This window comes from Streptomyces sp. NPDC088400, assembly GCF_044753355.1.
Taxonomy (GTDB): domain Bacteria; phylum Actinomycetota; class Actinomycetes; order Streptomycetales; family Streptomycetaceae; genus Streptomyces.
In genome coordinates this window covers 436,800-460,222 of record NZ_JBIVMZ010000007.1, presented here as the reverse complement: position 1 = coordinate 460,222, position 23,423 = coordinate 436,800, and the positions used below count along the sequence as shown (strand labels likewise).

Sequence of the window (23,423 nt, the reverse complement as noted above, 5' to 3'; positions counted from 1 at the left end):
GAGGTCCGGACCTGAGTAGGCCCGGACCCCGAGTGTCGTCAGAAAACGATCATGCGCTTACCGCGTGACCGGCAGCCCCTCGGCCTTCCACGCCTGGAAGCCTCCGATGAGGTCGGTTGCGCGGTGCAGCCCCAGCTGCCGCAGGGACGCCGCCGCGAGGCTTGACGCGTACCCCTCGTTGCAGACCACTATCACCCGCAGATCATGGCTCGTGGCTTCCGGAGCACGGTGGCTGCCCTGTGGATCGAGCCGCCACTCCAGTTCGTTGCGCTCAACGACCAGGGCCCCCGGGATGAGCCCGTCACGCTCCCGCAGAGCGGCGTACCGGATGTCCACCAGCAACGCCGCCTCCGCATCGGCCGCGCCCGCGCTGCCACCGGCCGGACTTTTCGCCGGGCCGTCCGCCGGACCTTCCGCGGTGGCCTCGAAGGCTTCGTGCGGTCCGATCCGGTCCAGGCCCTCACGTACCCGTTCCAGCAGTTCGTCTATGCCCACCTGCTCGCTCGCCGGCCGCGCGCTCACTGTCTCGCTCACTGCCACTCCTCGGGACGTTCGACCTGCTCAAGACGGAGCAGCGCGCCCGTGCGGCTGTAGCGCCGCATGAGCGGCAGCGGCGGGTAGTACGCGTGCACCGATACGGCGTGCTCGGTCTCGGACTCGTTGCGCACCTCGTGCACATGGTGCTTGCCGAAGGCGCGGCCCTCGCCCCCCGTCAGCAGCCGCTCACGGTCGATGCCCTCGGCCAGCTCCAGCGTCTTCCACCCCTCGGTGGGCAGCCGGGCCGCCAGTGAGTCCTCCTTGAGCGCGCCCGACGCCGTGGCGAACGCGCCGTGCGAGCCGCCGTGGTCGTGCCAGCCGGTGCCCGTGCCGGGCGGCCAGCTGATCAGCCATGCCTCACTGCCGCCGGGACCGTTGAGCCGGATCCAGGTACGGCCCTCGGGGTCGAGGGGGAGTGAGGAGATCAGTTCGGCGTCGGCGGTGGTCCGGCGGACGAAGTCGAGCAGTTCCGCAGCAGTCGGGGCGGGCCCCGAAGGAGCGACAGCGGCGGGCGCGGAAGACACGGGCGCGACAGCGGAGGACGCGGGCGCCGGAACAGAGGGCTGCGGCGCGGAAGTGGAGGACGACGGCTGAGAGGTCGCGGGCGCGGAGGTACGTACGGGAACAGACAAGGTGACCGTCCTGAGAAGTTCGCGAGTGCCCTGCCGCGACGGAGCGCGGCGAGCGCGTGGAGAAGAAGGGCGAATCAACAGGACGGGCGACACACGCAGCCCGCATAGCGGACCAGGTCCACATGGACCCTCCGCCACAGGCGCACATCGGTGTCAGTCACGTTCCGGAGTACACCATGTGCGCCTGCGACGGTCAATTGATGTTCGCAGTGTGGTCAGCGGACACCGGCGCGGAGACCTCCGCAGGGGTGCCGCCACGGGCCGTGTCCGCCGCCGCGTAGAGGTCCGCGGGGCGCACCCCGCCGAAGGCGGCGACCAGGTGCCCGTCCGGCCGCACCAGCAGCACGTTGTGCGCGGAAGCCCCCGGATACGCCTCGGTGACCAGCAGCTCCGCCCGCACCGGCAGCGCGGTCACCGCCGCGGCCAGCCGTGGCATCACCCCCGCGGTCAGCCAGTGCCGCCGGTCCCAGACCCCGGTACCCGGCGCGACCAGCACCACCAGCAGCTGCCCCCGCCCGAGCCGGTCCCGCAGCCGTGTGGTCGTACCGTCGGGCGCCGTCACCCGTACGTCCGCGACCGGCCCGCCCGGGGGCGTGCCGACAGCCGTCTGCGCCTGGGCGTACGGAGGCGTAAGGGGGGAGTGCGGATACGACGGCGGTGCTCCCAATGCTCCGTACCCCAGATGCCCGTCGGCGAGCAGCGCGTCGTGTCCGCGCGAGGCACCGGGCATATAGGTCCGCAGCCCGCCGCCGCCCCGCAGGAGCGGCAGCGACTGGTCCGCCGCGCGCAGCCGTGCGGCGACGGCCGTGCGCCGCTCCGTCTGGTAGCTGTCCAGCAGGGTGTCCGACGCGCCGCGATGCCAGTGTGCCGCGATCTTCCAGGCGAGGTTGCCGACGTCCCGCAGCCCTTCGTCGAGCCCCTGGGTGCCCACCGCGCCCAGCAGGTGCGCGGCGTCCCCGGCGAGGAAGGCCCGGCCCACGCGCCAGCGCTTGGCGAGCCGGTGATGCAGCGTGTAGACGCCCGTGTCGAGCAGTTCGTACGGCGGTGTTTCGCCGCACCAGCCGGCCAGGGTGTCCCGTAAACGCGCCACCAGCGCGTCGGGCGTGACCAACTCGCCGCGCGCGGGGAGCAGCCAGTCGATGCGCCAGACATCGTCCCGCAGCGGCCTGGCGGACACCTCGTCGCCGCCGGTGCGCCAGGGCGGCTGCCGGTGCAGCATCGCCTCGCCGGGCCAGGGCAGCTCGGCGCGGAGCGCGGCGACGGCGTGCCGTTCCACCGCCGTACGTCCGGGAAAACGGATGTTCAGCAGCTTGCGGACCGTGGACCGGGCGCCGTCGCAACCGACCAGATGGCTTCCGCGCCACCAGGTCTCCTCGGCGCCGCGCGTGTGCACGGTGACCCCGCGGGCATCCTGTTCCAGTGAGTCGAGCCGGCTGCCGGTGATCACGCGTACCAGTTCCTGGCCGGCGATGGCGTCCCGGAGCCCGCGTGACAGGGCGTGCTGCGGAATATGGAGGGGCGAGGGGGCGTCGTCCTCGCCGAGCGGCAGATGCCGCATCAGTTGCTTGCGCCGTATCGAGCGCCAGCCGGTCCACCGGGCTCCCTCGTCACCGAGGGTCGTACAGCCGATTCCGGCCAGCAGGGCGACGGTGTCGGGCCGCAGTATGGCGGTACGGGCCGGGCGGGGCTCCTCCGTACCGGATCCTTCGTCCAGGACGACGGAGGGCACGCCCTGTGCGGCGAGGGCCAGGGAGAGCGCGAGGCCGACGGGGCCCGCGCCGGCGACGATCACCGGGTCCACGGCGAGACCCCTCCGGCCCGTGCGGTCATACGGTCATGGGCGGCAGCTGCCCGGTGTGTGATCACAGAACGTATGCAACCGACTGGGGGTGCCCGCGTCAAGCGACCGCCTCAGCGGCGCGCGCACCCCCAGTCCCTTCCGCCTCACATAGCGCCGCTTTCGCCGGTGCGACTCGGCAGGTTGGCCTGTTGCATGTCATCGCCGCCGAGCGTCGCGCCCGTGCTCTTCTTGCCCTGCCGCAGCCGCTTCTCCAGCCATCCGGCGAAGCTCGTGAGCAGGAAGTTCAGCGCGATGTAGATCAGCGCGATGACGACAAACGCGGCGATGGTGTTGGCGCCGTAGTTGGCCGTGATCGTACGGTTCTGCGAGAGCAGTTCCGACAGTCCGAGCATCGCGCCGCCGAGCGCGGTGTCCTTGACGATCACCACCAGCTGGCTGACCAGGGCCGGCAGCATCACGGTCACCGCCTGCGGCAGCAGGATGTACGTCATGCTCTGGCCCTTGCGCATACCGATCGCCTTCGCGGCGTCGGTCTGACCGTTCGGCAGGGTGAGAATGCCGGCCCGCACGATCTCGGCGATGACCGAGGCGTTGTAGAGGACCAGGCCCGTCACCACGGCGTACAGCGGCCGGAGGTCGGACGAGACATTCGAGAACTGCACGTACAGCGCGCTGGCGAACACCATCATCAGCAGAACCGGGATCGAACGGAAGAACTCGACCACGACACCGACCGGTGTGCGTACCCAGGCGTGTTCGGAGAGCCGGCCGATGCCGAGCAGCGCGCCGAACGGCAGTGCTATCAGGATGGACAGCCCCGCTGCCTTGAGCGTCTCCCCGAGTCCTGGCAGGAGATAGGTCGTCCACACCTCGGGGTCCGAGACGAACGGACTCCACTTCGCGGCCGCCAACTGGTCCTTGTCGGCCATGGTGGCCAGCACCCACCAGGCGGCGAGTACGAACAGAACCAGGAACACGATCGTGTAGAGGACGTTGCGCCGCTTGGCGCGTACACCGGGGGTGTCGTACAGAACGGACGAGGCACTCATCGCTTCACCGCCACTCGCTTGCTGACCCAGCCCAGAAGCAGACCGGTGGGGAGGGTGAGAACGACGAATCCGAAGGCGAACACCGCGAAGACCGCGAAGAGCGCGCTGCTTTCGTTCTCGATCATGTCCTTCATCAGCGCCGCTGCCTCCACCACACTGATCGCCGAGGCCACCGTGGTGTTCTTGGTCAGCGCGATCAGCACGTTGGCCAGCGGTGCCACGACCGAACGGAACGCCTGGGGAAGCACGATCAGGCTCAGCACCTGGAAGAAGCTCAGTCCCAGCGCGCGGGCCGCTTCCGCCTGGCCGACGGGCACGGTGTTGATGCCGGAGCGCAGCGCTTCGCACACGAAGGTGCCGGTGTAGGCGATCAGGCCGAGTACGGCCAGCCGGAAGCCCATGGACTCGAAGTCCTGGCCGCCGAGTGTGACACCGAGGGTCTGCTGGAGTCCCAGCGAACAGGCGACGATGATCACGGTCAGTGGGGTGTTACGGACAAGATTGACGTAGGCGGTGCCGAAAGCGCGCATCAACGGAACAGGACTGACGCGCATCCCGGCAAGCAGCGTTCCCCATATGAGGGAACCGACTGCGGAGTAGAGGGTGAGTTGCACCGTCACCCAGAAGGCGCCGAGCAGGTCATACTGCCCGGAATTTAGAAAGTCGAACACGATGCCCCGCGCTCTCCCCTGGTTGGCTGGTCGGTACGCGCCGCCGGACCGGCCGGCGGCGCGTCACTTCTCTCTCAGCTGCCGGCGTCGATCTTCGGGGCAGGCTCGTTCTTGTAGCCGGACGGACCGAAGTTGGCCTTCACGGCCTTGTCCCAGGAGCCGTCCGACACCATCTTCGTCAGCGCGGCGTTGATCTTCTTCTTGAGATCGGCGTCGCCCTTCTTGAGGCCGATGCCGTAGGGCTCGTCGCTCAGCTTGAGGCCCACGAGCTTGAACTTGCCCTTGTGCTCCTTCTGCGAGGCGTACCCGGCGAGAATGTCGTCGTCCGTGGTCACGGCGTCAATGGCCTTGTTCTCCAGGCCGGTCAGACACTCGGAGTAGCCGCCGTACTGCTGGAGGTCGGCGTCGGGCGCGAGCTTCTCCTTGACGTTCTGCGCCGGGGTGGAGCCGGTGACCGAACAGAGCTTCTTGGAGTTGAGGTCCGAAGCCTTGGTGATCGAGTTGTCGTCCGCGCGGACCAGCAGGTCCTGGTGGGCGAGAAGGTACGGGCCGGCGAAGTCGACCTTCTTCTTGCGCTCGTCGTTTATCGTGTAGCTGGCCGCGACGAACTTCACGTCACCGTTGGCGATCAGGTTCTCGCGCTCGGCGCTGGGCGACTCTTTCCACTCGATGTCCTTGGCGGCGTAGCCCAGTTCCTTGGCCACGTAGGTGGCGACATCGACGTCGAAGCCCGCGAACGTTCCGTCCGGCTTCTTCAGACCGACACCGGGCTGGTCGTACTTGATGCCGATGGTGATCTTTCCATCGTCACTGCTGCCGCTGCCTCCACCGCACGCGGTGGCGGTCAGGGCGAGGACGAGGACCGTGGCGGAGGCCGCGCTTGCCTTGCGAAGTTTCATGCGTGAACTTCCCTCGGGTGAGACGTGGACGAACAGGTCCTGCCGGAATCGGGAGAACCGTAAGAAGGGCCCTGGACGGACGAGTCCGCGGTCCCGTCTGCCCGGGGGCGTCTGCCACGTACGTTCGCCGCGTTGCCGAAATGTCCTGGTAGCTCCGCTGATCCGCTACGAGGACGCTCCGGTGCCGTGTGATCGCACGCGCCAGACGCGCCCGGGCCCGCCCTTCGGGGCGGACGACGCTGCGTCGGACGCACTCATCCAGATCTTGGTGAGCCGTAAACCGGTCACGCGTAAATCAGTCACGCAGGATCAGTGATGAAGGATCTTCGACAGGAAGTCCTTGGCACGGTCGCTGCGCGGGTTGCTGAAGAACTCGTCGGGCGTGGCTTCTTCGACGATCCGGCCGTCCGCCATGAAGACGACCCTGTTCGCCGCGGAGCGCGCGAAGCCCATCTCGTGGGTGACGACGACCATCGTCATCCCGTCGCGCGCCAACTGCTGCATGACCTCGAGCACTTCGTTGATCATCTCGGGGTCGAGCGCCGAGGTCGGCTCGTCGAAGAGCATGACCTTGGGGTCCATCGCCAGCGCGCGGGCGATGGCGACGCGCTGCTGCTGGCCGCCGGAGAGCTGCGCCGGGTACTTGTCGGCCTGCGAGCCGACACCCACCCGGTCCAGCAGCGCGCGCGCCTTCTCCTCGGCGTTCTTCTTGTCCGCCTTACGGACCTTGATCTGACCCAGCGTGACGTTCTCCAGCACAGTCTTGTGTGCGAAGAGGTTGAACGACTGGAAGACCATTCCGACGTCGGCGCGCAGCCGGGCCAGTTCCTTGCCCTCTTCGGGCAGCGGCTTGCTGTCGATGGAGATCGATCCCGAATCGATCGTCTCCAGGCGGTTGATGGTGCGGCACAGTGTGGACTTACCGGACCCGGAGGGCCCGATGACGACCACGACTTCGCCCCGGGCGATGGTCAGGTCGATGTCCTGGAGCACATGCAGCGCGCCGAAGTGCTTGTTTACGTTGCTCAGTACGACCAGGTCGCCGGCCGCCGGCACGGCGTCCTCGGTTCCCTTGGTCACTGACACTCCGCTCATCGGCTTTTTGCTCCGTCCTCCTCGGTTGGGGAGGACCATAGTCACGCCCTGCGATCAGCGTCATTACATCTGAGCGGAAATTGAGCATAACGATCCGGCCGCGCCGGATACTCCATGTGAAGAAGGGCGGGCCGTGGAGTACCGGGTAGGTAACGGAAACATCGGTGTAACGGGAAGACTCTTGACTGGCAGGACGTCATGGGCGTGGATGCCCAGGTACGTACTAAGACCGCGACCGGTGCCGTGACAGGGCGGACATCGCCGGAAGCCGGTGCCGCGACCGAAGGGGGCCCGTGAGACTGCTGCTTGTGGAGGACGACGATCATGTCGCCGCCGCGCTGTCGGCCGTGCTCGCCAAGCACGGATTCAAGGTCGTGCACGCCAGGAGCGGGGAGGAGGCGCTCCAGGCCGTGCTGCCCGCCGCCAATGTCGGCAAGACGCCCTTCGCGGTCGTCCTGCTCGACCTCGGGCTGCCCGACCAGGACGGCTATCAGGTCTGCGGCAAGATCCGGAAGATCACCTCGACCCCGGTGATCATGGTGACCGCGCGGGCCGACGTCCGCTCCCGGATCCACGGCCTCAACCTGGGCGCCGACGACTATGTCGTCAAGCCGTACGACACCGGCGAACTGCTCGCCCGTATCCACGCCGTCAGCCGGCGCACCGTGGGCGAGGAGGCGGAACCGGCTGCCGATCCGTCCCAGCGGCTCGGTCGGCTCACCCTCGAACTGCCCACCCGCCGGGTCAGTGTCGACGGTACGGCCGTCCAGCTGACCCGCAAGGAGTTCGACCTGCTGGCCCTGCTCGCGCAACGTCCCGGAGTCGTCTTCGGGCGCGAGCAGATCATCAGCGAGGTGTGGCGCACCAGCTGGGAAGGGACCGGTCGCACGCTCGAAGTGCATGTGGCCTCCCTGCGCGGCAAGCTCGGCATGCCGGCGCTGATCGAGACGGTCCGGGGCGTGGGCTACCGCCTGGTCGTCCCGGCCGCGCACCAAGGCCCGTGACCCGGTGCGCTCCCGACTTCTGCCGCTGCTGATCATCCTCATGGCGGGTGTGCTGCTCGCCCTGGGCTTCCCGCTCGCCGTGAGTGTCGCCGCCGCTCGGCAACAGGCCGTCGTCGTCGACCGGATCGACGACGCGGCCCGGGTCGCGGCGCTCGCCCAGTTCGTCACGGAGGGTCGCGACAGCACTGCGGAACGGCGCAGCGTGCTGGAGGCCGAACTCACCCGTTACCACGAGGTGTACGGGATCAAGGCGGGCGTCTTCTACCGCGACAACGACGCCATGGCCCGCGCCCCGGAGAACTGGTCGGTGCCCCGGGCGGGCGAGGGGCGCAAATCCTTCCAGCAGGCCCTGCTGGGCCGCCGCAGCGACAATCCCCGGCAGGTCTGGCCCTGGCAGGACGGCCGGCTCATCGTCGACTCGCCGGTGGTACGGGACGGAGACGTCGTCGCGGTGGTGGTGACCGACTCGCCGACCGGCCGGATGCGTTCGCGCATCCTCGAGGACTGGGTGTACATCGCGGTGGGCGAGGCGGCGGCCATGCTGGTCGCCGTCGGGGCGGCCATCCGGCTGACGGGCTGGGTGCTCCGTCCGGTACGGGTGCTGGACGCGGCCACCCACGACATCGCCACCGGCCGGATGAAGTCCCGGGTCGCCGCCGCCGGCGGCCCCCCGGAACTGCGTCGCCTGGTCGGCGCGTTCAACGAGATGGCCGACAACGTCGAGGACGTGCTGGAGCAGCAGCGCGCCTTTGTCGCCGACGCCTCCCACCAGTTGCGCAACCCGCTCGCCGCTCTGCTGCTGCGGATCGAGCTGCTCGCTCTCGAACTGCCCGAGGGGAACGAGGAGATCGCCTCCGTCCGTACGGAGGGCAAGCGCCTCGCCCAGGTCCTCGACGACCTGCTGGACCTGGCGCTGGCCGAGCACACCGCCGCCGACCTGAGACTCACCGACATCGGTGAGGTGGCCGCCGAGCGGGTCGCGGCCTGGCGGGTCGTGGCCGAGGAGAAGGGCGTACGGCTGACCGAGCACCGCGCGGCCGTCACCGCCTGGGCCGACCCCATAGCGCTCTCCAGCGCCCTGGACGCGGTGATCGACAACGCCCTCAAGTTCACTCCGCCCGGCGAGGAGGTAACGGTTGCTGTCGCCCGCGACGGCGCCGCCTCCACGATCGTCATCGACGACGGCGGGCCCGGTCTCACGGACGACGAGATCGACCGGATCGGTGACCGTTTCTGGCGCAGCAACCGCCACCAGAACATCAAGGGATCAGGGCTCGGCCTGTCCATCACGCGGGCGCTGCTCACGGCGGGCGGGGGCTCGATCACGTACGGACACAGTGAGCCGCACGGTCTGCGGGTCGTGCTCAGCGTCCCGAGATCGTCCCCGACGGGGTGACGTGCCCCCTTCGGGGACGCACTGCTTTTCCACGAGCTGTGGGAGGCCTACTCGTGCCACGAGCTGTGGGAGGGCTACTCGTGCCACGGTATGACCGGCTGCGGACCGATGGACTACGGCTCGACCGGCCGCGGACGGACCGCGGCTCGGTCGAATGTGGTTGGTCCGGCTACGGCTTGGCCGATTGGTAGTACCGCTTCGCGCCCTCGTGCAACTGCAACGGGTCCGTATAGATGGCGGTCCGCAGGTCCACCAACTGCGCGGGGTGCACCTCGTCGCCGATCCGGTCGCGGCTGCCGATCACCGTACGGGTGAAGCGTTCCGTCAGCTCGGCGTCCGTCCGGTCGGTGGTGATCAGAAGATTCGCCACCGCCACTGTCGGTACGGCCGTGCCTTGCTGGGCCTTGCGATAGGCGTCGGCGGGCATCTCGGCCGAGCGGTAGTAGCGCGAAGCGGTCTGGCCGGTGGCGTGCAGTCTGGAGATCAGCGCGGAGTCCAGGGGCACCAGGCGGATGTCGAAGCGCTCCGACAGTTTCTGCACGACGCTGGTGGGCAGCCCGCCCGACCAGAAGAAGGCGTCCAGATCGCCGGTTTCGAGGCGGTTCGGCATGGTGTCGATCCCGGCTGAAACGGGGGTGATGTCATGCGCCGGATCAATCCGCGCGGCCGTCAGAATCTGGTCGGCCACCAGCCGCACACCCGATTTCCCCTGCCCCACACCCACCTTTTTGCCCCGTAGGTCGGCGACGGATCGGATGTCCGAACTCCGGGCGGTGACCAGCTGCACATAGTCGTCGTACAGCCGCGCGCAGCCACGCAACCGGTCCGCACCCGGCTTGCCTTCCTTCATGTACGTGGCCACGGCGTCGGCGGTGGCGATGGTGAAATCGGACTCGCCGGTCGCCACCCGCGCGATGTTCTCCTGGGAGCCCTGGCTGGTCTGCAGCCCTATCGACATCTGGGGCAGGTCGTGCGCGAGATCGTCCTTGAGGAGCTCTCCGTACCGTTCGTAGACCCCGCTCTTCACGCCCGTACTGAAGGTGATCGAGCCACTGGGCGACGTCTCCCCGAACGGCGCCAGCCACCACACGAGCAGCCCGAGCACCACCAGCAGTGCGGCGGCGCCCTGGAGGGCCCGGCGGCGGCCGATTCGGAACGGTTCGGCGAACATGCGGCGATCCTGCCAGCTCACTCCCGGCGATAGCCAGGGCCTACGGTCATGAGGTGGGCACGGAGCTCGTCCAGCGGGTGCGTCCTCCGGGCCGGGCGGTACCTGTCGGGGAGTACCCATCTCGTGGCGCCCATCGGGAACGGGAGAGGCCCCGGACACCGCCTACCCTTGTCGCATGAGCAGCAGCGACCGGAGTCAGGCAGTGGGCGGCAAGCGGAGTTACGAGGTGCGCACCTACGGGTGCCAGATGAATGTCCACGACTCCGAGCGGCTGTCGGGCCTGTTGGAGGGAGCCGGATACGTCCGTGCCCCCGCAGACGCCGACGGCGACGCCGACGTCGTCGTCTTCAACACCTGCGCGGTGCGGGAGAACGCGGACAACAAGCTGTACGGAAACCTCGGCCGGCTCGCGCCGATGAAGACCAAGCGGCCGGGCATGCAGATCGCCGTCGGCGGCTGCCTGGCGCAGAAGGACCGCGACACCATCGTGCGGCGCGCGCCCTGGGTCGATGTCGTCTTCGGGACGCACAACATCGGCAAGCTGCCGGTCCTCCTGGAGCGCGCGCGGGTCCAGGAAGAGGCACAGGTCGAGATCGCCGAGTCGCTGGAGGCATTCCCCTCCACCTTGCCGACCCGCCGCGAGTCCGCCTACGCCGCGTGGGTCTCCATCTCGGTCGGCTGCAACAACACCTGCACCTTCTGTATCGTCCCCGCGCTGCGAGGCAAGGAGAAGGACCGCCGCCCCGGCGACATCCTGGCCGAGATCGAGGCGCTGGTCGCCGAGGGGGTCTCCGAGATCACGCTGCTGGGCCAGAACGTCAACGCGTACGGCTCCGACATCGGCGACCGCGAGGCGTTCTCCAAGCTGCTGCGGGCCTGCGGGACGATCGAGGGCCTGGAGCGGGTCCGTTTCACCTCACCGCACCCGCGCGACTTCACCGATGATGTGATCGCCGCGATGGCCGAGACGCCGAACGTGATGCCACAGCTCCACATGCCGCTGCAGTCCGGCTCGGACACCATTCTGAAGGCGATGCGCCGCTCGTACCGGCAGGACCGTTACCTCGGCATCATCGACAAGGTGCGCGCCGCCATACCGCACGCGGCCATTTCCACCGACATCATCGTGGGCTTCCCCGGCGAGACCGAGGAGGACTTCGAGCAGACCATGCGGGTGGTGCGCGAGGCGCGCTTCGCGCAGGCCTTCACCTTCCAGTACTCCAAGCGCCCCGGGACCCCGGCCGCCGAGATGGACGGGCAGATTCCCAAGGAGGTCGTCCAGGAGCGCTACATGCGCCTGTCCGCCCTCCAGGAGGAGATCTCCTGGAACGAGAACAAGAGCCAGGTCGGCCGGACACTTGAGGTCATGGTCGCCGAGGGCGAGGGGCGCAAGGACGGCGCGACCCACCGGCTCTCGGGACGCGCTCCCGACAACCGCCTCGTGCACTTCACCAAGCCCGACGAGGAGGTGCGTCCGGGGGATGTGGTGACCGTCGAGATCACCTATGCCGCACCGCACCACCTGCTTGCCGAAGGGCCGACGCGCACGGTGCGCCGTACCCGCGCCGGAGACGCCTGGGACAAGCGGAACGCGACCGAGGCGGCGAAGCCCGCCGGGGTGCTGCTGGGACTGCCCACGGTCGGGGTCCCGGCCCCGCTGCCGGCCGTGACCGGCGGCTGCGGCGCGGAATGACCGGCTGACGGCCGACCGGTACGAGGCTCCGGCGCGGGATCTTTCTCCGGCGGGACCTCGCGCGGCCCGAGCCTGAGACCGCGATCCCGTGCTGGAACCTCCGGCTGGTGCTGGTGCTGGTGCTGGTGCTGGTGCTCGTGCCCGAGGCTCCGGCCGGGGCGGTGGCTCACTCATCTAGGCTGCGGATCATGCTCGTATCCGCCGCCGTGTGCCCCTGCCCGCCGCTGCTCGTGCCCGCCGTGGCAGCCGGAGCCGCCTCCGAACTCGATGCCGCGCGCGCCGCGTGTGCCGCTGCTCTGGGGGTGCTGGCCGCCGCCCGGCCGGACCGGCTGGTCGTCGTCGCGCCCGCCGAGCGGGAGGGCCGGGGGCCGTATCCCGAGGGCGCAGCCGGGTCCTTCCGCGGCTTCGGGGTGGATGCCGAGGTCGTCCTGGGTGCGGGGGCCGCGGACCGCACGGCCCCCGGGCCCGCCGAGCGTGAGCTGCCGGTCTCCCTCGCGGTCGCGGCCTGGCTGCTGGAACATGTCCACTGGTCCGCGGCCCCGGTCACCGGGCTGGGGGTGGGCGAATCCCTCACCGTCGAGGAATGCGTCCGAGCCGGAGCCGACATCACGGGGGGGCCCGAGAGGGTGGCGCTGCTCGTGATGGGCGACGCCAGCGCGTGCCGCACGCTGAAGGCGCCCGGGTATCTGGACGAACGGGCGGCCGGGTTCGACGCAGGGGTGGCGCGGGCCCTCGCGGCGGCGGACGTGGCGGCGTTGAAGGCGCTGGACGAGGAGCTTGCGACCGAGCTCAAGGCGGCGGGCCGGGCGCCCTGGCAGGTACTCGCGGGCGCGGCGCAGGGCGCGGGTCTGGGCGGCGAGTTGCTGTACGAGGACGCGCCCTACGGCGTCGGGTATCTCGTCGCGACCTGGTCCTGAGCCCGGTCACCGTCCTGAGCCCGGTCACCGCACGCGATAACGGCGGCGAAGCCGCCAGTGAGCCGAGGAAATCAGTAACCCGCCGCGGAAACCAGTGAGTGGCGAGAACCAGCCACCAGCCCATGCGAAAACGGCGGCAGCCGCAGTGCGTCGTCAACTCCGACGCACTGCGGCTGCCCAGGCCGTTGCCGGCCGTGATGTCGTGAGGATCAGGAAGTGGCCGACGGCGGAGGGGGAGTGCCGTCGTCCTTGTGGGAGAGCTTGCCCAGGGCGTCCTTGGCCTTGCCCGTCCCGGAATCGATCTTGTCGCTGTACTTGCCCTTGGTCTTCTCGTCGACCGTTCGGGCGGCCTTGTCGAGCCCGTGCTCGATCTTGCCCCCGTGCTGCTGCGCGAGGTCCGAGACCTTGTTCTTGGCCGGGCCGATCTTGGCCTTCAATGAATCCAGGAAGCCCATGGGCCACCTTCCCTCGGAGGATCAACAGCCTTACGTGCGGGTGCTCTTTCCGGCCTCGTTGTCCGCCGCGGCGTCCGGCGACTGCTGCTTCGGGATCTCCACACCCTCAGCGGCCCCATCACCGGCTGTCCCGGCCTCCGCTTCGCCCTCGGTGGATCCGCTCCCGGCGGGCCCGGCCTTTTCCGTGTCGGTCTTCCGCGTCGTCGCCTCGGCTTCACCCGGAGTCTCGTCCGCCCCGGTGTCCGCCGTCGGGGCGCCGGTCAGCGCCTCTACGGTTGACGGCTCGGACGTAGCCACGGGCTTACGTCGAAACCATGAAAAAACACCCATATCTTCTCCATAGCCTACTCGTGAGGGCGAAATCCCGCGCCGCCCGGAGCGTCCCATTGCGCCGCCCAGGGCCACCGGTCGGAAAAACCGGCGGCCGGAACCTCGCAACAGGCAACGAACCCGGACGTGCGTCGTCACGTAACTCGTTCGGGTAGGGGCTCCTGAGTTTGCGAGACTGGGGCAGTGAGAAGCGCAGCTACCGCACAGCGGGTCATCGCCGTCGTCGGGCCCACCGCGGCCGGCAAGTCCGATCTGGGCGTTCACCTCGCCCGGCAACTCGACGGTGAGGTCGTCAACGCCGACTCCATGCAGCTCTACCGCGGGATGGACATCGGCACCGCCAAGCTGACGAGCGAGGAACGCGCCGGAATCCCGCACCACCTGCTCGACATCTGGGACGTCACGGAGGCCGCCAGCGTCGCCGAGTACCAGCGGCGCGCCAGGACGGAGATCGACCGGCTGCTCGACGCGGGCCGCACCCCCGTGCTGGTGGGCGGCTCGGGGCTGTATGTACGCGGCGCCATCGACGCCCTCGACTTCCCCGGCACGGACCCCGAGGTACGGGCCAGGCTGGAGGCGGAGCTGACCCTGCGCGGGTCCGGTGCCCTGCACGCCAGACTGTCCGCCGCCGACCCCCCGGCCGGCCGCGCGATCCTCCCGAGCAACGGCCGCCGTATCGTACGGGCGCTGGAAGTGATCGAGATCACCGGCAAGCCCTTCACCGCCAATCTGCCGGGCCACGACTCCGTCTACGACACCGTGCAGATCGGTGTCGACGTCGCCCGCCCCGAGCTGGACGCGCGGATCGCGCGGCGGGTGGACCGGATGTGGGACGAGGGGCTCGTGGACGAGGTGCGCGCCCTGGAGGCCCAGGGCCTGCGGGAGGGGCGGACCGCCTCCCGCGCCCTCGGATACCAGCAGGTACTGGCGGCGCTGGCGGGCGAGTGCACGGACGACGAGGCCCGCGCCGAGACCGTACGCGCCACCAAACGCTTCGCCCGCAGGCAGGACTCCTGGTTCCGCCGCGACTCGCGCGTGCACTGGCTGGGCGGCGGTACGGAGCACCGTGAGGAACTCCCGCGCCGGGCACTCTCGTTGGTCGAACGAGCGGTCACAGCCTGATCACGTGATGGCATCGGGACGCTCCGCTCGTCCTTGCGGTCCTCACGGGCGTGCCATCATCGAGCAGCGGTCGACCATCGGGTATCGATCGACCAGTGGAGTCCGAATGGGGAGGGCGCGTGGCGATGGAGGCCGGCCCTCGCGACGGAGATCCAGCGGCACCGCGGACGACGGCTTCGGAGGCACGGGTGGACGCCCCGGGGCTGAGCCCTGACGGGCCGGAAGAAGAGACCGTGACTCCCGAGGTCGAGGTCGAGCTGCGTCCGCAGCGCCGGCTGCGGATCTGGCAGCTGGCCCCGATCGTGGGACTCGCGGCGCTGGGCTCCCTGATGTTCGCGTTCCCTCTTGCCTTCGGCACGGGAGACGGCGGTGCGGTCGTCCCGATGCTGGGGCTGCTGATCAGCTGCTGCGCGGCGGGCTGGGGCATGATGGCGGCCCGCAAGGTGGGCCACACCTGGCCGGGGCTGCCCGCCAGAGCCTCCGGCGAACGCCCCGACTGGCGGGTCGTCGCGCTGTACGTGACCGTCGCCGCCGCCGTCGTCGCCCTCGCGGTCTGGCGCGTCGCCCGACTGCGCTGACCTTGACGGTCCCCTTCGGAGGGCCGGGCGGCCGACGTTGTCGGTGGCTGCTCGTACGATGGATTCCGTGAGCACTTCGCAGACCGCGCCGATCGCCTTCCTCAAGGGCCACGGGACCGAGAACGACTTCGTGATCGTCCCCGACCCGGACAACGCCATCGACCTGCCCGCACGGGCCGTAGCCGTCCTCTGTGACCGGCGTGCCGGTATCGGCGGCGACGGGCTGCTGCATGTCGTACGGTCCGCGGCGCACCCCGAGGCGCGTGCCATGGCCGACGAGGCCGAGTGGTTCATGGACTACCGCAACGCCGACGGGTCCATCGCCGAGATGTGCGGAAACGGCGTACGGGTCTTCGCCCGCTACCTCCAGCGCGCCGGCCATGCGCAGGCGGGCGACCTCGCCGTGGCCACGCGCGGCGGTGTGAAGAAGATCCACCTCGCCAAGGACACGCATCCCAAGGGCACGGCCCCGGAGGGTGCTGGGACCGAGGGCGCTGAGGCCGAGGGCACCGGTGCCGGGGACATCACCGTCCACATGGGGCGTGCCGCTCTTCCCGACGGCGGGGTGACGGTCACCCTCGGCGGCCGCTCCTGGCCCGCCCGTAACGTCAACATGGGCAATCCGCACGCGGTCGCCTTCGTCGAGGACCTGGCGCACGCCGGGGACCTCTACTCCGAACCGCCCGTCAGCCCCGCGTCCCTCTACCCGGACGGGGTGAACGTCGAATTCGTCGTGGACCGTGGCCCCCGCCATGTCGCCATGCGCGTCCATGAGCGCGGCTCGGGCGAGACCCGCTCCTGCGGTACGGGCGCCTGCGCCGTGGCCGTCGCCGCCGCCCGCAGGGACGGAGTGGACCCCGCCGTCACCGGAGTCCCCGTCACCTATACCGTGGATCTCCCCGGCGGACGACTCGTCATCACGGAGCGTCCGGACGGCGGGATCGAGATGACCGGCCCCGCCGTGATTGTCGCGGAGGGGCACATCGATCCCGTCTGGTTCGAAACGACCCTGGCGTAGAGCGTCGCTCGAATGGGTGATCCGTTTCACGCTGGGCGGGACCTGAACTGCTCCACGTGGTGGGCCCGGTAGCATCAAGCACCGGCCCGGAGGGCGCTCCCGCTCTTCCACCGCCGGTCGAAGCTGCCGGAGGTGCCCCATGAGCGCAGAGGCCACCAGCCCTGGTGCCCACAGCCGCAGACGCGGCATTCCCAGGATCGACCTCCGACGACTCGGCCGGGCCGCTTTACTCGGTCCCGCCTCCAGGGACCGGTTGCCGGACGCCATAGGACATGTCGCGGACGCCCACCGCGCGCACCATCCGGACGCCGACCTCGCCGTACTGCGCCGGGCGTACGTCCTCGCCGAGACGTCGCACCGCGGGCAGTACCGCAAGAGCGGCGAGCCGTACATCACGCATCCGCTGGCCGTGACCCTGATCCTCGCCGAACTGGGCGCCGAGACCACCACGTTGACCGCCTCGCTCCTCCACGACACCGTCGAGGACACCGAAGTGACGCTCGACCAGGTGCGGGCCGAGTTCGGTGACGAGGTCTGTTATCTGGTCGACGGCGTGACCAAACTGGAGAAGGTCGACTACGGGGCGGCGGCCGAGCCCGAGACCTTCCGCAAGATGCTCGTGGCCACCGGCAACGACGTCCGCGTGATGTCGATCAAGCTGGCGGACCGGCTGCACAACATGCGCACCCTCGGCGTGATGCGTCCCGAGAAGCAGGTGCGGATCGCCAAGGTCACCCGCGACGTCCTCATCCCGCTCGCCGAACGTCTGGGCGTTCAGGCGCTCAAGACCGAGCTGGAGGATCTGGTCTTCGCGATCCTCCATCCCGAGGAGTACGCGTACACCCGCGCCCTGATCGCGGACAACGCCACCGCCGGGGACGCCCTCGCGGCCATCTCCGAGGACGTCAGGCGGGTGCTGCGCGAGGCGGGCATCGGCGCCGAAGTGCTCGTGAGGCCACGGCACTTCGTCTCCGTACACCGTTCCCGGCACAAACGCGGCGAGCTGCGCGGCACGGACTTCGGGCGGCTGCTGGTGCTGGTCGGTGAGGACGCCGACTGCTACGGGGTCCTCGGTGAGCTGCACACCTGCTTCACGCCGGTGATCTCCGAGTTCAAGGATTTCATCGCCGCGCCCAAGTTCAACCTGTACCAGTCGCTGCACACGGCGGTCGCCGGGCCGGACGGCGCGGTCGCCGAAGTCCTCATCCGTACGCACCAGATGCACCGGGTCGCCGAGGCCGGAGTCGTCGCCCTAGGCAATCCCTACGCGTCCGTCGACAGCCCGGAAGCCGTGGGCAGCGCGGAACCGGCCGACAGCACCGAACCGCAGGACGGCGAGCGCGCCGACCCGACCAGGCCTGGCTGGCTCTCCCGCCTCCTGGAGTGGCAGCAGGCCGCCACCGACCCGGACACCTTCTGGACGACGCTCCGCGACGACCTGGCGCAGGACCGGGAGATCACCGTCTTCCGCGCCGAGGGCGGCATGCTCGGCCTGCCGGCCGGGGCGACCTGTGTGGACGCCGCGTACGCGCAGTACGGCGAAGCCGCGCACAGCTGTCTCGGGGCGCGGGTCAACGGCCGTCTCGCGACGCTCAGTACGGTCCTCAGCGACGGCGACACGGTTCAGTTGCTGCTGACCCATGACGCCGCCTCGGGGCCCTCGCCCGAGTGGCTCGACCACGCCCGTACGCCCGCAGCCCGGATCGCGATCACCGGATGGCTCGCGGCGCACCCGGAGGCGGTGGGGACGCCCGACGCCGCGCCCCGTGCGCCGCTCGCCGTCACCGCCGACCGGCGGGAGGCCGCCAACGCCGTGGTGGATCTGCCGGGCGCGACCGTACGGCTGGCGGGCTGCTGCACGCCCGTACCGCCCGACGCGGTCACCGGCTTCCTGGTGCGCGGCGGAGTCGTCACGGTCCACCGGGAGGAGTGCCCCTCGGTGGACCGGATGCGGGCCCTCGACCGGGCCCCGACCCCGGTGAGCTGGGGGGACGCTCCGGGCTGCCGGGTCACGCTGTACGCCGAGTCCTTCGGGCGCCCCCGGCTGCTCGCCGAGCTGACGGAGGCCATCGCCACGGCGGGCGCGGCGATCGTGTCGGCCACCGTGGAACCGCCGAGCGAGCAGCGCGTACGGCACACGTACACGCTGGAGCTGCCCGATGCCGCGGGCCTGCCCGGTCTGATGCGCGCGATGCGTGATGTACCGGGGGTGTACGACGTCAGCCGCGCCCAGCATCCGGCAACGGCCTGACCCGGGTGTGGCCTGACCCGGGTGTGGCCGGTGCGGCCTGTGTGCCGTACGTCAACCGCGTGCACACCGGCATCCGGCGGGGTTCCGCGTCCTGACCTGTCTCTTTCGGGTGGGCGCGGAGCGCGCCGTCGCGGTGCGCCGGAGTGGCGCTGGTAGCGGTGGTCCATGCTGCTCACCTCCCGCCGACTGCGCGCCGCCCTGCTGGCCGCCGCCTCGGCCACCCTCGTCGCCGCGACCCTGCCCGCGCCCGAGCCGCTCGGCATCGGCGATCCGCTCTTCCCGCACCTGGGCAATCCCGGTTACGACGTGCTCACCTACGACCTCGACTTCACCTACGGCGGTGACAACAGCAAGCCCCTGGACGCCATCACCAAGATCAACGCGCTGGCGACGCAGCGACTGGACCGGATCAACCTCGACTTCACACACGGCGTGGTCCGTTCGGTCGACGTCAACGGAGAGCCCGCGACGTTCGCGACGGCGGGTGAGGATCTGGTCGTCACACCGGCCGAATCGGTGGACGAGGGGGCGCGGCTGCGGATCACCGTCCATCACACCAGCGACCCGACCGGGAAGGCCGGCGGCTGGGTGACCACCACCGACGGACTGGTGATGGCCAACCAGGCGGACGCGGGTCACCGCGTCTTCCCGGGCAACGACCATCCCGCCGACAAGGCCCGGTTCACCTTCCGCATCACCGTGCCCGAGCGGCTGACAGCGGTGGCCAACGGCCTGCTGGAGCGGAAGACCAGGCAGGGCGCGACCGCCACCTGGACCTACCGCTCGCACCACCCCATGGCCACGGAACTGGTCCAGGTCTCCATCGGTGACTCGGCCGTGATCCACCGCGACGGGCCGGACGGGCTGCCCGTACGGGACGTGGTGCCGGCCGCGGACAAGGAGAAGCTGGAGCCCTGGCTCAAGAAGACACCGGAGCAGATGCGGTGGATGGAGCAGCAGGTGGGCCAGTACCCCTTCGAGACGTACGGCGTGCTGATCGCCGGCGCCGAGACGGGCTTCGAGCTGGAGACACAGACGCTGTCGCTCTTCGAGCGCTCCCTGTTCGTCCGCCCCGAATACCCCGAGTGGTACGTCGACTCGATCATGGTCCACGAGCTGTCCCACCAGTGGTTCGGCGACAGCGTCTCGCCGCACCGGTGGTCCGATCTCTGGCTCAACGAAGGACATGCGACCTGGTACGAGGCGCATTACGCGCAGGAGCACGCCGGTAAGTCGGTGGAGACGCGCATGAAGAACGCCTACCGGCAGTCCGATGGCTGGCGGGCGGTGGGCGGTCCGCCGGCCGCCCCCGAGCCCCCGGCGGAGGGGCAGCAGATCAGCCTGTTCCGGCCGGTGGTGTACGACGGCAGCGCCCTGGTGCTGTACGCGCTGCGGCAGGAGATCGGCGAGGACCCCTTCCAGCGGCTGGAGCGGGAGTGGGTCCGCGATCACCGGGACGGGACGGCGACCACGGCGGACTTCATCGCGCTGGCGTCGGACATCGCGGGGCGTGACCTGGCGGCGTTCTTCGGGGCGTGGCTGTACGAGCGGAAGACCCCGCCGATGCCCGGCCACCCTGACTGGCGGAGCGGGACAGCGGCAGCCGACAAGCCCGGGGCGGCCGAGGCACCAGGGAAGGCTGACAAGCCCGGGGCTGCTGGGACGGCAGCGGCGCCTGGGAAAGCCGACAAGCCAGGGAAAGCCGACAAGCCTGGGAAGGCCGACAAGCCCGGGGCGGCAGCGGCGCCTGAGACGGCCGACAAGTCCCGGAAGTCCGGGAAGGCCGACCCGATGCGGGAAACGTGGCATCGTCATCGTCCCGGGCACCCCGACACCGTACGGAATCCGGGCGTGAAACCCGAGTGACGGCCTGGCCCGGCCGTGCCACCATCGTCGAGTCGGCGACGCGGCCGGGAATCATTCCCGGATGTCACGCGTTGTGACGGGCGTAGTGGACTCTTCCGTGACGGACTCCTCGTGACGGACTCTTCTTCGACGTAAGGATCCAATGACCTCCTCTTCTTCCCCTTCCCAGGACGCGCAGAGTTTCGCGGACCCCCGTGACACGGAGGACCCCCGTACAGAGAGCCTTCGGGCCGATGCCCTGATGGAAGAGGACGTCGCCTGGAGCCACGAGATCGACGGAGAGCGGGACGGCGACCAGTTCGACCGCTCGGACCGTGCGGCGCTGCGGCGTGTGGCCGGCCTCTCCACCGAGCTCGAAGACGTCACCGAGGTCGAGTACCGGCAGCTGCGCCTGGAGCGGGTCGTGCTGGTCGGCGTATGGACCTCGGGGACCTCGCAGGAGGCGGAGAACTCCCTCGCGGAGCTGGCGGCGCTCGCCGAGACGGCGGGCGCGATGGTGCTCGACGGAGTGATCCAGCGCCGGGACAAGCCCGATCCGGCCACCTATATCGGCTCCGGCAAGGCTCAGGAGCTGCGGGACATCGTGCTGGAGAGCGGCGCCGACACCGTCGTCTGCGACGGTGAGCTGAGCCCCGGCCAGCTGATCCATCTCGAAGATGTGGTCAAGGTCAAGGTCGTCGACCGTACGGCCCTGATCCTGGACATCTTCGCGCAGCACGCCAAGTCCCGTGAGGGCAAGGCGCAGGTCGCGCTGGCGCAGATGCAGTACATGCTGCCGAGGCTGCGTGGCTGGGGTCAGTCGCTGTCCCGGCAGATGGGTGGCGGCGGCGGTGGCGGCATGGCCACTCGTGGCCCCGGTGAGACCAAGATCGAGACGGACCGGCGGCGGATCCGCGAGAAGATGGCGAAGATGCGCCGGGAGATCGCGGAGATGAAGACCGGCCGCGAGATCAAGCGGCAGGAGCGGCGCCGCAACAGGGTGCCGTCGGTCGCGATCGCCGGATACACCAACGCGGGCAAGTCCTCCCTGCTCAACCGGCTCACCGGCGCGGGCGTGCTGGTGGAGAACGCGCTGTTCGCCACCCTCGATCCCACCGTGCGCCGGGCCGAGACGCCGAGCGGGCGGCTCTACACCCTGGCCGACACCGTCGGCTTCGTCCGCCATCTGCCGCACCACCTGGTCGAGGCGTTCCGCTCCACGATGGAAGAGGTCGGCGACTCCGACCTGATCCTGCATGTGGTGGACGGCTCGCACCCCGCGCCGGAGGAGCAGCTGGCCGCCGTGCGCGAGGTGATCCGCGATGTCGGTGCGGTGGACGTACGCGAGATCGTGGTGATCAACAAGGCGGACGCGGCCGACCCGCTGGTCCTTCAGCGGCTGCTGCGCACGGAGCGGTACGCGATCGCGGTATCGGCGCGTACGGGCAACGGAATCGGCGAGCTGATCGAGCTGATCGACACCGAGCTGCCCCGGCCCGAGGTCGAGGTCGAGGTGCTCCTGCCGTACACGGCGGGCGGACTGGTCTCGCGGGTGCATGCCGAGGGCGAGGTGCTGTCCGAGGAGCACACCCCGGAAGGCACGGTGCTCAAGGCACGTGTCCATGTGGAGCTGGCCGCCGCGCTCGCTCCGTATGTGCCGGTGGCCCGCTGATCGTGCCGGGAGCGTCACGTATCGAGTACGGCGAAGGCCCGCCACCTCATCGCGAGGTGGCGGGCCTTCGCCGTCGGGTTTCTTACCGCGAGCCGTACTTCTCGCTCATCGTCGTGTAGATCTGCTCGGCGCCCTTGCCCAGCCGGGGGCCGGCCAGCCAGCCCGAAGTGACCGGGCCGATGGACGTGTTGGAGACCAGCACGAGCTTGCCGTTCGGCTGCTGGGCGAACCAGCCGCCGCCCGACGAACCAGCGGTCATCGTGCAGCCGATCCGCCACATCGCCGGCGTACCGGGGGCGACCGAGAGCCGGCCGGGCTTGTCGACGCACTTGTGCATGAGCTGACCGTCGTACGGCGGAGCCTGCGGGTAACCCCATGCGCCCATGCCCTGGACGTTGGCCGCCTCGGGGAGTTCGAAGTCGACATCCAGCGCAGCGCCCACGGTCTCTTCCAGCGACGTGCCGCCGTTCTCGGGCTTGACGTGCATCACGGCGTAGTCGTACGCGGCGCCGTCGCCGCCGGTCGGACCGCCGTCGCTGATCCACTCACCGGAGGTGGAGATCCAGTCCGCCCAGTACGTTCCGTACGGAGCGATCTCCTGAGGCTGGGCGCTGCGCAGCTCGGCCTCGGACTTGCCCAGGTCGTTGTAGGCGGGGACGAAGGTGATGTTGCGGTACCAGCCGCCCTCCGCGCCCGCGTGCACGCAGTGGCCCGCGGTCCAGACGAGGTTGGACTTCCCGGGGTTCCTGGGGTCCTTGACCACCGTGGCGGAGCAGACCATCGAGCCCTCGGGCGAGTCGAAGAAGACCTTGCCGACCGGCGCCGCGTTCTCGTGGTACGGAGTCTTCTCCTCCTGCGCCTTCACCGGACGGGGGGCCGGGTCGGTGACTCCCTGGTCGCCGGTGGTGCCACCGGTGGTGTCACCGGCGGCGAGCGTCTTGGTCGGCGACGTCGCGCTCGTCATTCGCTCGGGCTTCCACAAGCCTTCGATCACCGGGTTGACGAAGTCCGACGCCTTGCTGAGCCACGTGTCCTTGTCCCAGTTCTTCCACCCGCCGGCCTTCCACTTCTCCGGATCGACGCCGTGATCCTTGAGCTTGCCGGCCAGATCGGCGGGAATCCCGGCGCTGCCGCCGCCGGTGGCGGAGCCGGAAGAGGCGGCGGACTCAGCCGGTTTGTCCTCGCTCGGTCCGCAGCCGGAGGCCGTCAGAACGAGGGCCGCGACCGCGCCGGAGACGGCGAGCAGCGGACGTATGGATCGCATGAAGTTGTTCCCCCTGATGTGCA

The 23,423-nt window shown here is 69.8% G+C and carries 22 protein-coding genes; 10 read left to right on the top strand and 12 right to left on the bottom strand.

From position 1 onward, the window contains the following. Positions 1-57 precede the first annotated feature (57 nt). The 8 genes from ACIQD6_RS20515 to ACIQD6_RS20480 all read right to left on the bottom strand — a co-directional run bounded on the left by ACIQD6_RS20515 (position 58) and on the right by ACIQD6_RS20480 (position 6,684). Positions 58-534: a rhodanese-like domain-containing protein gene (locus ACIQD6_RS20515; RefSeq protein WP_401884396.1), complete on the bottom strand. Its 477-nt coding sequence runs from the start codon at positions 532-534 to the stop codon at positions 58-60. Continuing rightward, on the bottom strand, positions 531-1,061 hold the full coding sequence (locus ACIQD6_RS20510; RefSeq protein ID WP_401884394.1) for a cysteine dioxygenase: 531 nt from the start codon (positions 1,059-1,061) through the stop codon (positions 531-533). The genes ACIQD6_RS20515 and ACIQD6_RS20510 overlap by 4 nt, the downstream gene beginning before the upstream one ends. 182 nt (positions 1,062-1,243) lie before the next feature. After that, entirely contained in the window at positions 1,244-1,291 is a 48-nt protein-coding gene (locus tag ACIQD6_RS20505; protein WP_309506048.1) for a hypothetical protein, read from the bottom strand. Positions 1,292-1,362: 71 nt separating this feature from the next. After that, positions 1,363-2,970 (bottom strand): FAD-dependent monooxygenase, encoded by a 1,608-nt coding sequence (locus ACIQD6_RS20500; protein WP_401884393.1) that lies wholly within the window; start codon positions 2,968-2,970, stop codon positions 1,363-1,365. A gap of 143 nt (positions 2,971-3,113) precedes the next feature. Next, positions 3,114-4,019, bottom strand: a complete 906-nt coding sequence (locus tag ACIQD6_RS20495; protein ID WP_401884392.1) for an amino acid ABC transporter permease — start codon at positions 4,017-4,019, stop codon at positions 3,114-3,116. Then, complete coding sequence (locus tag ACIQD6_RS20490) at positions 4,016-4,690, bottom strand: amino acid ABC transporter permease (protein ID WP_401884391.1); 675 nt, start codon at positions 4,688-4,690, stop codon at positions 4,016-4,018. Before ACIQD6_RS20490 ends, ACIQD6_RS20495 begins: the two co-directional genes overlap by 4 nt. A 74-nt stretch (positions 4,691-4,764) precedes the next feature. Continuing rightward, entirely contained in the window at positions 4,765-5,589 is an 825-nt protein-coding gene (locus tag ACIQD6_RS20485; protein WP_401884390.1) for a glutamate ABC transporter substrate-binding protein, read from the bottom strand. A gap of 309 nt (positions 5,590-5,898) precedes the next feature. Continuing rightward, positions 5,899-6,684: an amino acid ABC transporter ATP-binding protein gene (locus ACIQD6_RS20480; RefSeq protein ID WP_401884388.1), complete on the bottom strand. Its 786-nt coding sequence runs from the start codon at positions 6,682-6,684 to the stop codon at positions 5,899-5,901. A 293-nt stretch (positions 6,685-6,977) separates the two neighbouring features. On the opposite strand from ACIQD6_RS20480, the gene ACIQD6_RS20475 reads away from it, so the two are divergent. Then, entirely contained in the window at positions 6,978-7,688 is a 711-nt protein-coding gene (locus tag ACIQD6_RS20475) for a response regulator transcription factor (RefSeq protein WP_401884387.1), read from the top strand. 4 nt (positions 7,689-7,692) lie between these two features. After that, positions 7,693-9,084 carry an ATP-binding protein gene (locus tag ACIQD6_RS20470; protein ID WP_401884386.1) on the top strand — a complete coding sequence of 464 codons (1,392 nt, stop codon included), beginning with the start codon at positions 7,693-7,695 and terminating at the stop codon, positions 9,082-9,084. Positions 9,085-9,253: 169 nt separating this feature from the next. Here ACIQD6_RS20470 and ACIQD6_RS20465 read toward each other — a convergent pair whose 3' ends face one another. After that, the gene (locus tag ACIQD6_RS20465; protein WP_401884384.1) at positions 9,254-10,255 is read right to left on the bottom strand and encodes a TAXI family TRAP transporter solute-binding subunit; all 1,002 of its coding nucleotides are present in this window, start codon (positions 10,253-10,255) and stop codon (positions 9,254-9,256) included. Between the two features lie 175 nt (positions 10,256-10,430). Between ACIQD6_RS20465 and miaB the strand changes: the two genes are divergently transcribed. Further along, positions 10,431-11,948 (top strand): tRNA (N6-isopentenyl adenosine(37)-C2)-methylthiotransferase MiaB, encoded by a 1,518-nt coding sequence (miaB, locus tag ACIQD6_RS20460; protein ID WP_401884383.1) that lies wholly within the window; start codon positions 10,431-10,433, stop codon positions 11,946-11,948. A gap of 188 nt (positions 11,949-12,136) precedes the next feature. After that, positions 12,137-12,865: a hypothetical protein gene (locus tag ACIQD6_RS20455; protein ID WP_401884459.1), complete on the top strand. Its 729-nt coding sequence runs from the start codon at positions 12,137-12,139 to the stop codon at positions 12,863-12,865. Between the two features lie 209 nt (positions 12,866-13,074). Here ACIQD6_RS20455 and ACIQD6_RS20450 read toward each other — a convergent pair whose 3' ends face one another. Next, entirely contained in the window at positions 13,075-13,320 is a 246-nt protein-coding gene (locus ACIQD6_RS20450; protein ID WP_401884382.1) for an antitoxin, read from the bottom strand. A 30-nt stretch (positions 13,321-13,350) separates the two neighbouring features. Beyond that, positions 13,351-13,617 carry a hypothetical protein gene (locus tag ACIQD6_RS20445; protein ID WP_401884380.1) on the bottom strand — a complete coding sequence of 89 codons (267 nt, stop codon included), beginning with the start codon at positions 13,615-13,617 and terminating at the stop codon, positions 13,351-13,353. Between the two features lie 216 nt (positions 13,618-13,833). Here ACIQD6_RS20445 and miaA point away from each other — a divergent pair, with 216 nt between their 5' ends. The 6 genes from miaA to hflX all read left to right on the top strand — a co-directional run bounded on the left by miaA (position 13,834) and on the right by hflX (position 22,136). Then, complete coding sequence (gene miaA / locus ACIQD6_RS20440) at positions 13,834-14,772, top strand: tRNA (adenosine(37)-N6)-dimethylallyltransferase MiaA (RefSeq protein WP_401884379.1); 939 nt, start codon at positions 13,834-13,836, stop codon at positions 14,770-14,772. 125 nt (positions 14,773-14,897) lie between these two features. Next, positions 14,898-15,350: a hypothetical protein gene (locus ACIQD6_RS20435; protein ID WP_401884457.1), complete on the top strand. Its 453-nt coding sequence runs from the start codon at positions 14,898-14,900 to the stop codon at positions 15,348-15,350. Positions 15,351-15,408: 58 nt separating this feature from the next. Further along, entirely contained in the window at positions 15,409-16,368 is a 960-nt protein-coding gene (dapF, locus tag ACIQD6_RS20430) for a diaminopimelate epimerase (RefSeq protein ID WP_401884378.1), read from the top strand. Positions 16,369-16,507: 139 nt separating this feature from the next. Beyond that, positions 16,508-18,619: a RelA/SpoT family protein gene (locus ACIQD6_RS20425; RefSeq protein WP_401884377.1), complete on the top strand. Its 2,112-nt coding sequence runs from the start codon at positions 16,508-16,510 to the stop codon at positions 18,617-18,619. A gap of 165 nt (positions 18,620-18,784) precedes the next feature. Beyond that, on the top strand, positions 18,785-20,485 hold the full coding sequence (locus tag ACIQD6_RS20420; protein WP_401884375.1) for a M1 family metallopeptidase: 1,701 nt from the start codon (positions 18,785-18,787) through the stop codon (positions 20,483-20,485). Between the two features lie 142 nt (positions 20,486-20,627). Beyond that, positions 20,628-22,136, top strand: coding sequence for a GTPase HflX (hflX, locus tag ACIQD6_RS20415; protein WP_401884374.1), 1,509 nt, complete (start codon positions 20,628-20,630; stop codon positions 22,134-22,136). 82 nt (positions 22,137-22,218) lie between these two features. Here hflX and ACIQD6_RS20410 read toward each other — a convergent pair whose 3' ends face one another. Next, a complete protein-coding gene (locus tag ACIQD6_RS20410) occupies positions 22,219-23,400 on the bottom strand; it encodes a trypsin-like serine peptidase (RefSeq protein ID WP_401884373.1) in 1,182 nt (393 codons plus the stop codon). Positions 23,401-23,423: the final 23 nt, after the last annotated feature.

Excerpts from the sequence above, each read along its gene's own strand:
- ACIQD6_RS20425 (WP_401884377.1), top strand. The coding sequence starts at position 16,508 with ATGAGCGCAGAGGCCACCAGCCCTGGTGCCCACAGCCGCAGACGCGGC.
- dapF (WP_401884378.1), top strand. The coding sequence starts at position 15,409 with ATGGATTCCGTGAGCACTTCGCAGACCGCGCCGATCGCCTTCCTCAAG.
- miaB (WP_401884383.1), top strand. The coding sequence starts at position 10,431 with ATGAGCAGCAGCGACCGGAGTCAGGCAGTGGGCGGCAAGCGGAGTTAC.
- ACIQD6_RS20420 (WP_401884375.1), top strand. The coding sequence starts at position 18,785 with ATGCTGCTCACCTCCCGCCGACTGCGCGCCGCCCTGCTGGCCGCCGCC.
- ACIQD6_RS20480 (WP_401884388.1), bottom strand. The coding sequence starts at position 6,684 with ATGAGCGGAGTGTCAGTGACCAAGGGAACCGAGGACGCCGTGCCGGCG.
- ACIQD6_RS20410 (WP_401884373.1), bottom strand. The coding sequence starts at position 23,400 with ATGCGATCCATACGTCCGCTGCTCGCCGTCTCCGGCGCGGTCGCGGCC.
- ACIQD6_RS20450 (WP_401884382.1), bottom strand. The coding sequence starts at position 13,320 with ATGGGCTTCCTGGATTCATTGAAGGCCAAGATCGGCCCGGCCAAGAAC.
- ACIQD6_RS20465 (WP_401884384.1), bottom strand. The coding sequence starts at position 10,255 with ATGTTCGCCGAACCGTTCCGAATCGGCCGCCGCCGGGCCCTCCAGGGC.
- ACIQD6_RS20495 (WP_401884392.1), bottom strand. The coding sequence starts at position 4,019 with ATGAGTGCCTCGTCCGTTCTGTACGACACCCCCGGTGTACGCGCCAAG.
- ACIQD6_RS20435 (WP_401884457.1), top strand. The coding sequence starts at position 14,898 with ATGGAGGCCGGCCCTCGCGACGGAGATCCAGCGGCACCGCGGACGACG.
- ACIQD6_RS20485 (WP_401884390.1), bottom strand. The coding sequence starts at position 5,589 with ATGAAACTTCGCAAGGCAAGCGCGGCCTCCGCCACGGTCCTCGTCCTC.
- ACIQD6_RS20455 (WP_401884459.1), top strand. The coding sequence starts at position 12,137 with ATGCTCGTATCCGCCGCCGTGTGCCCCTGCCCGCCGCTGCTCGTGCCC.
- hflX (WP_401884374.1), top strand. The coding sequence starts at position 20,628 with ATGACCTCCTCTTCTTCCCCTTCCCAGGACGCGCAGAGTTTCGCGGAC.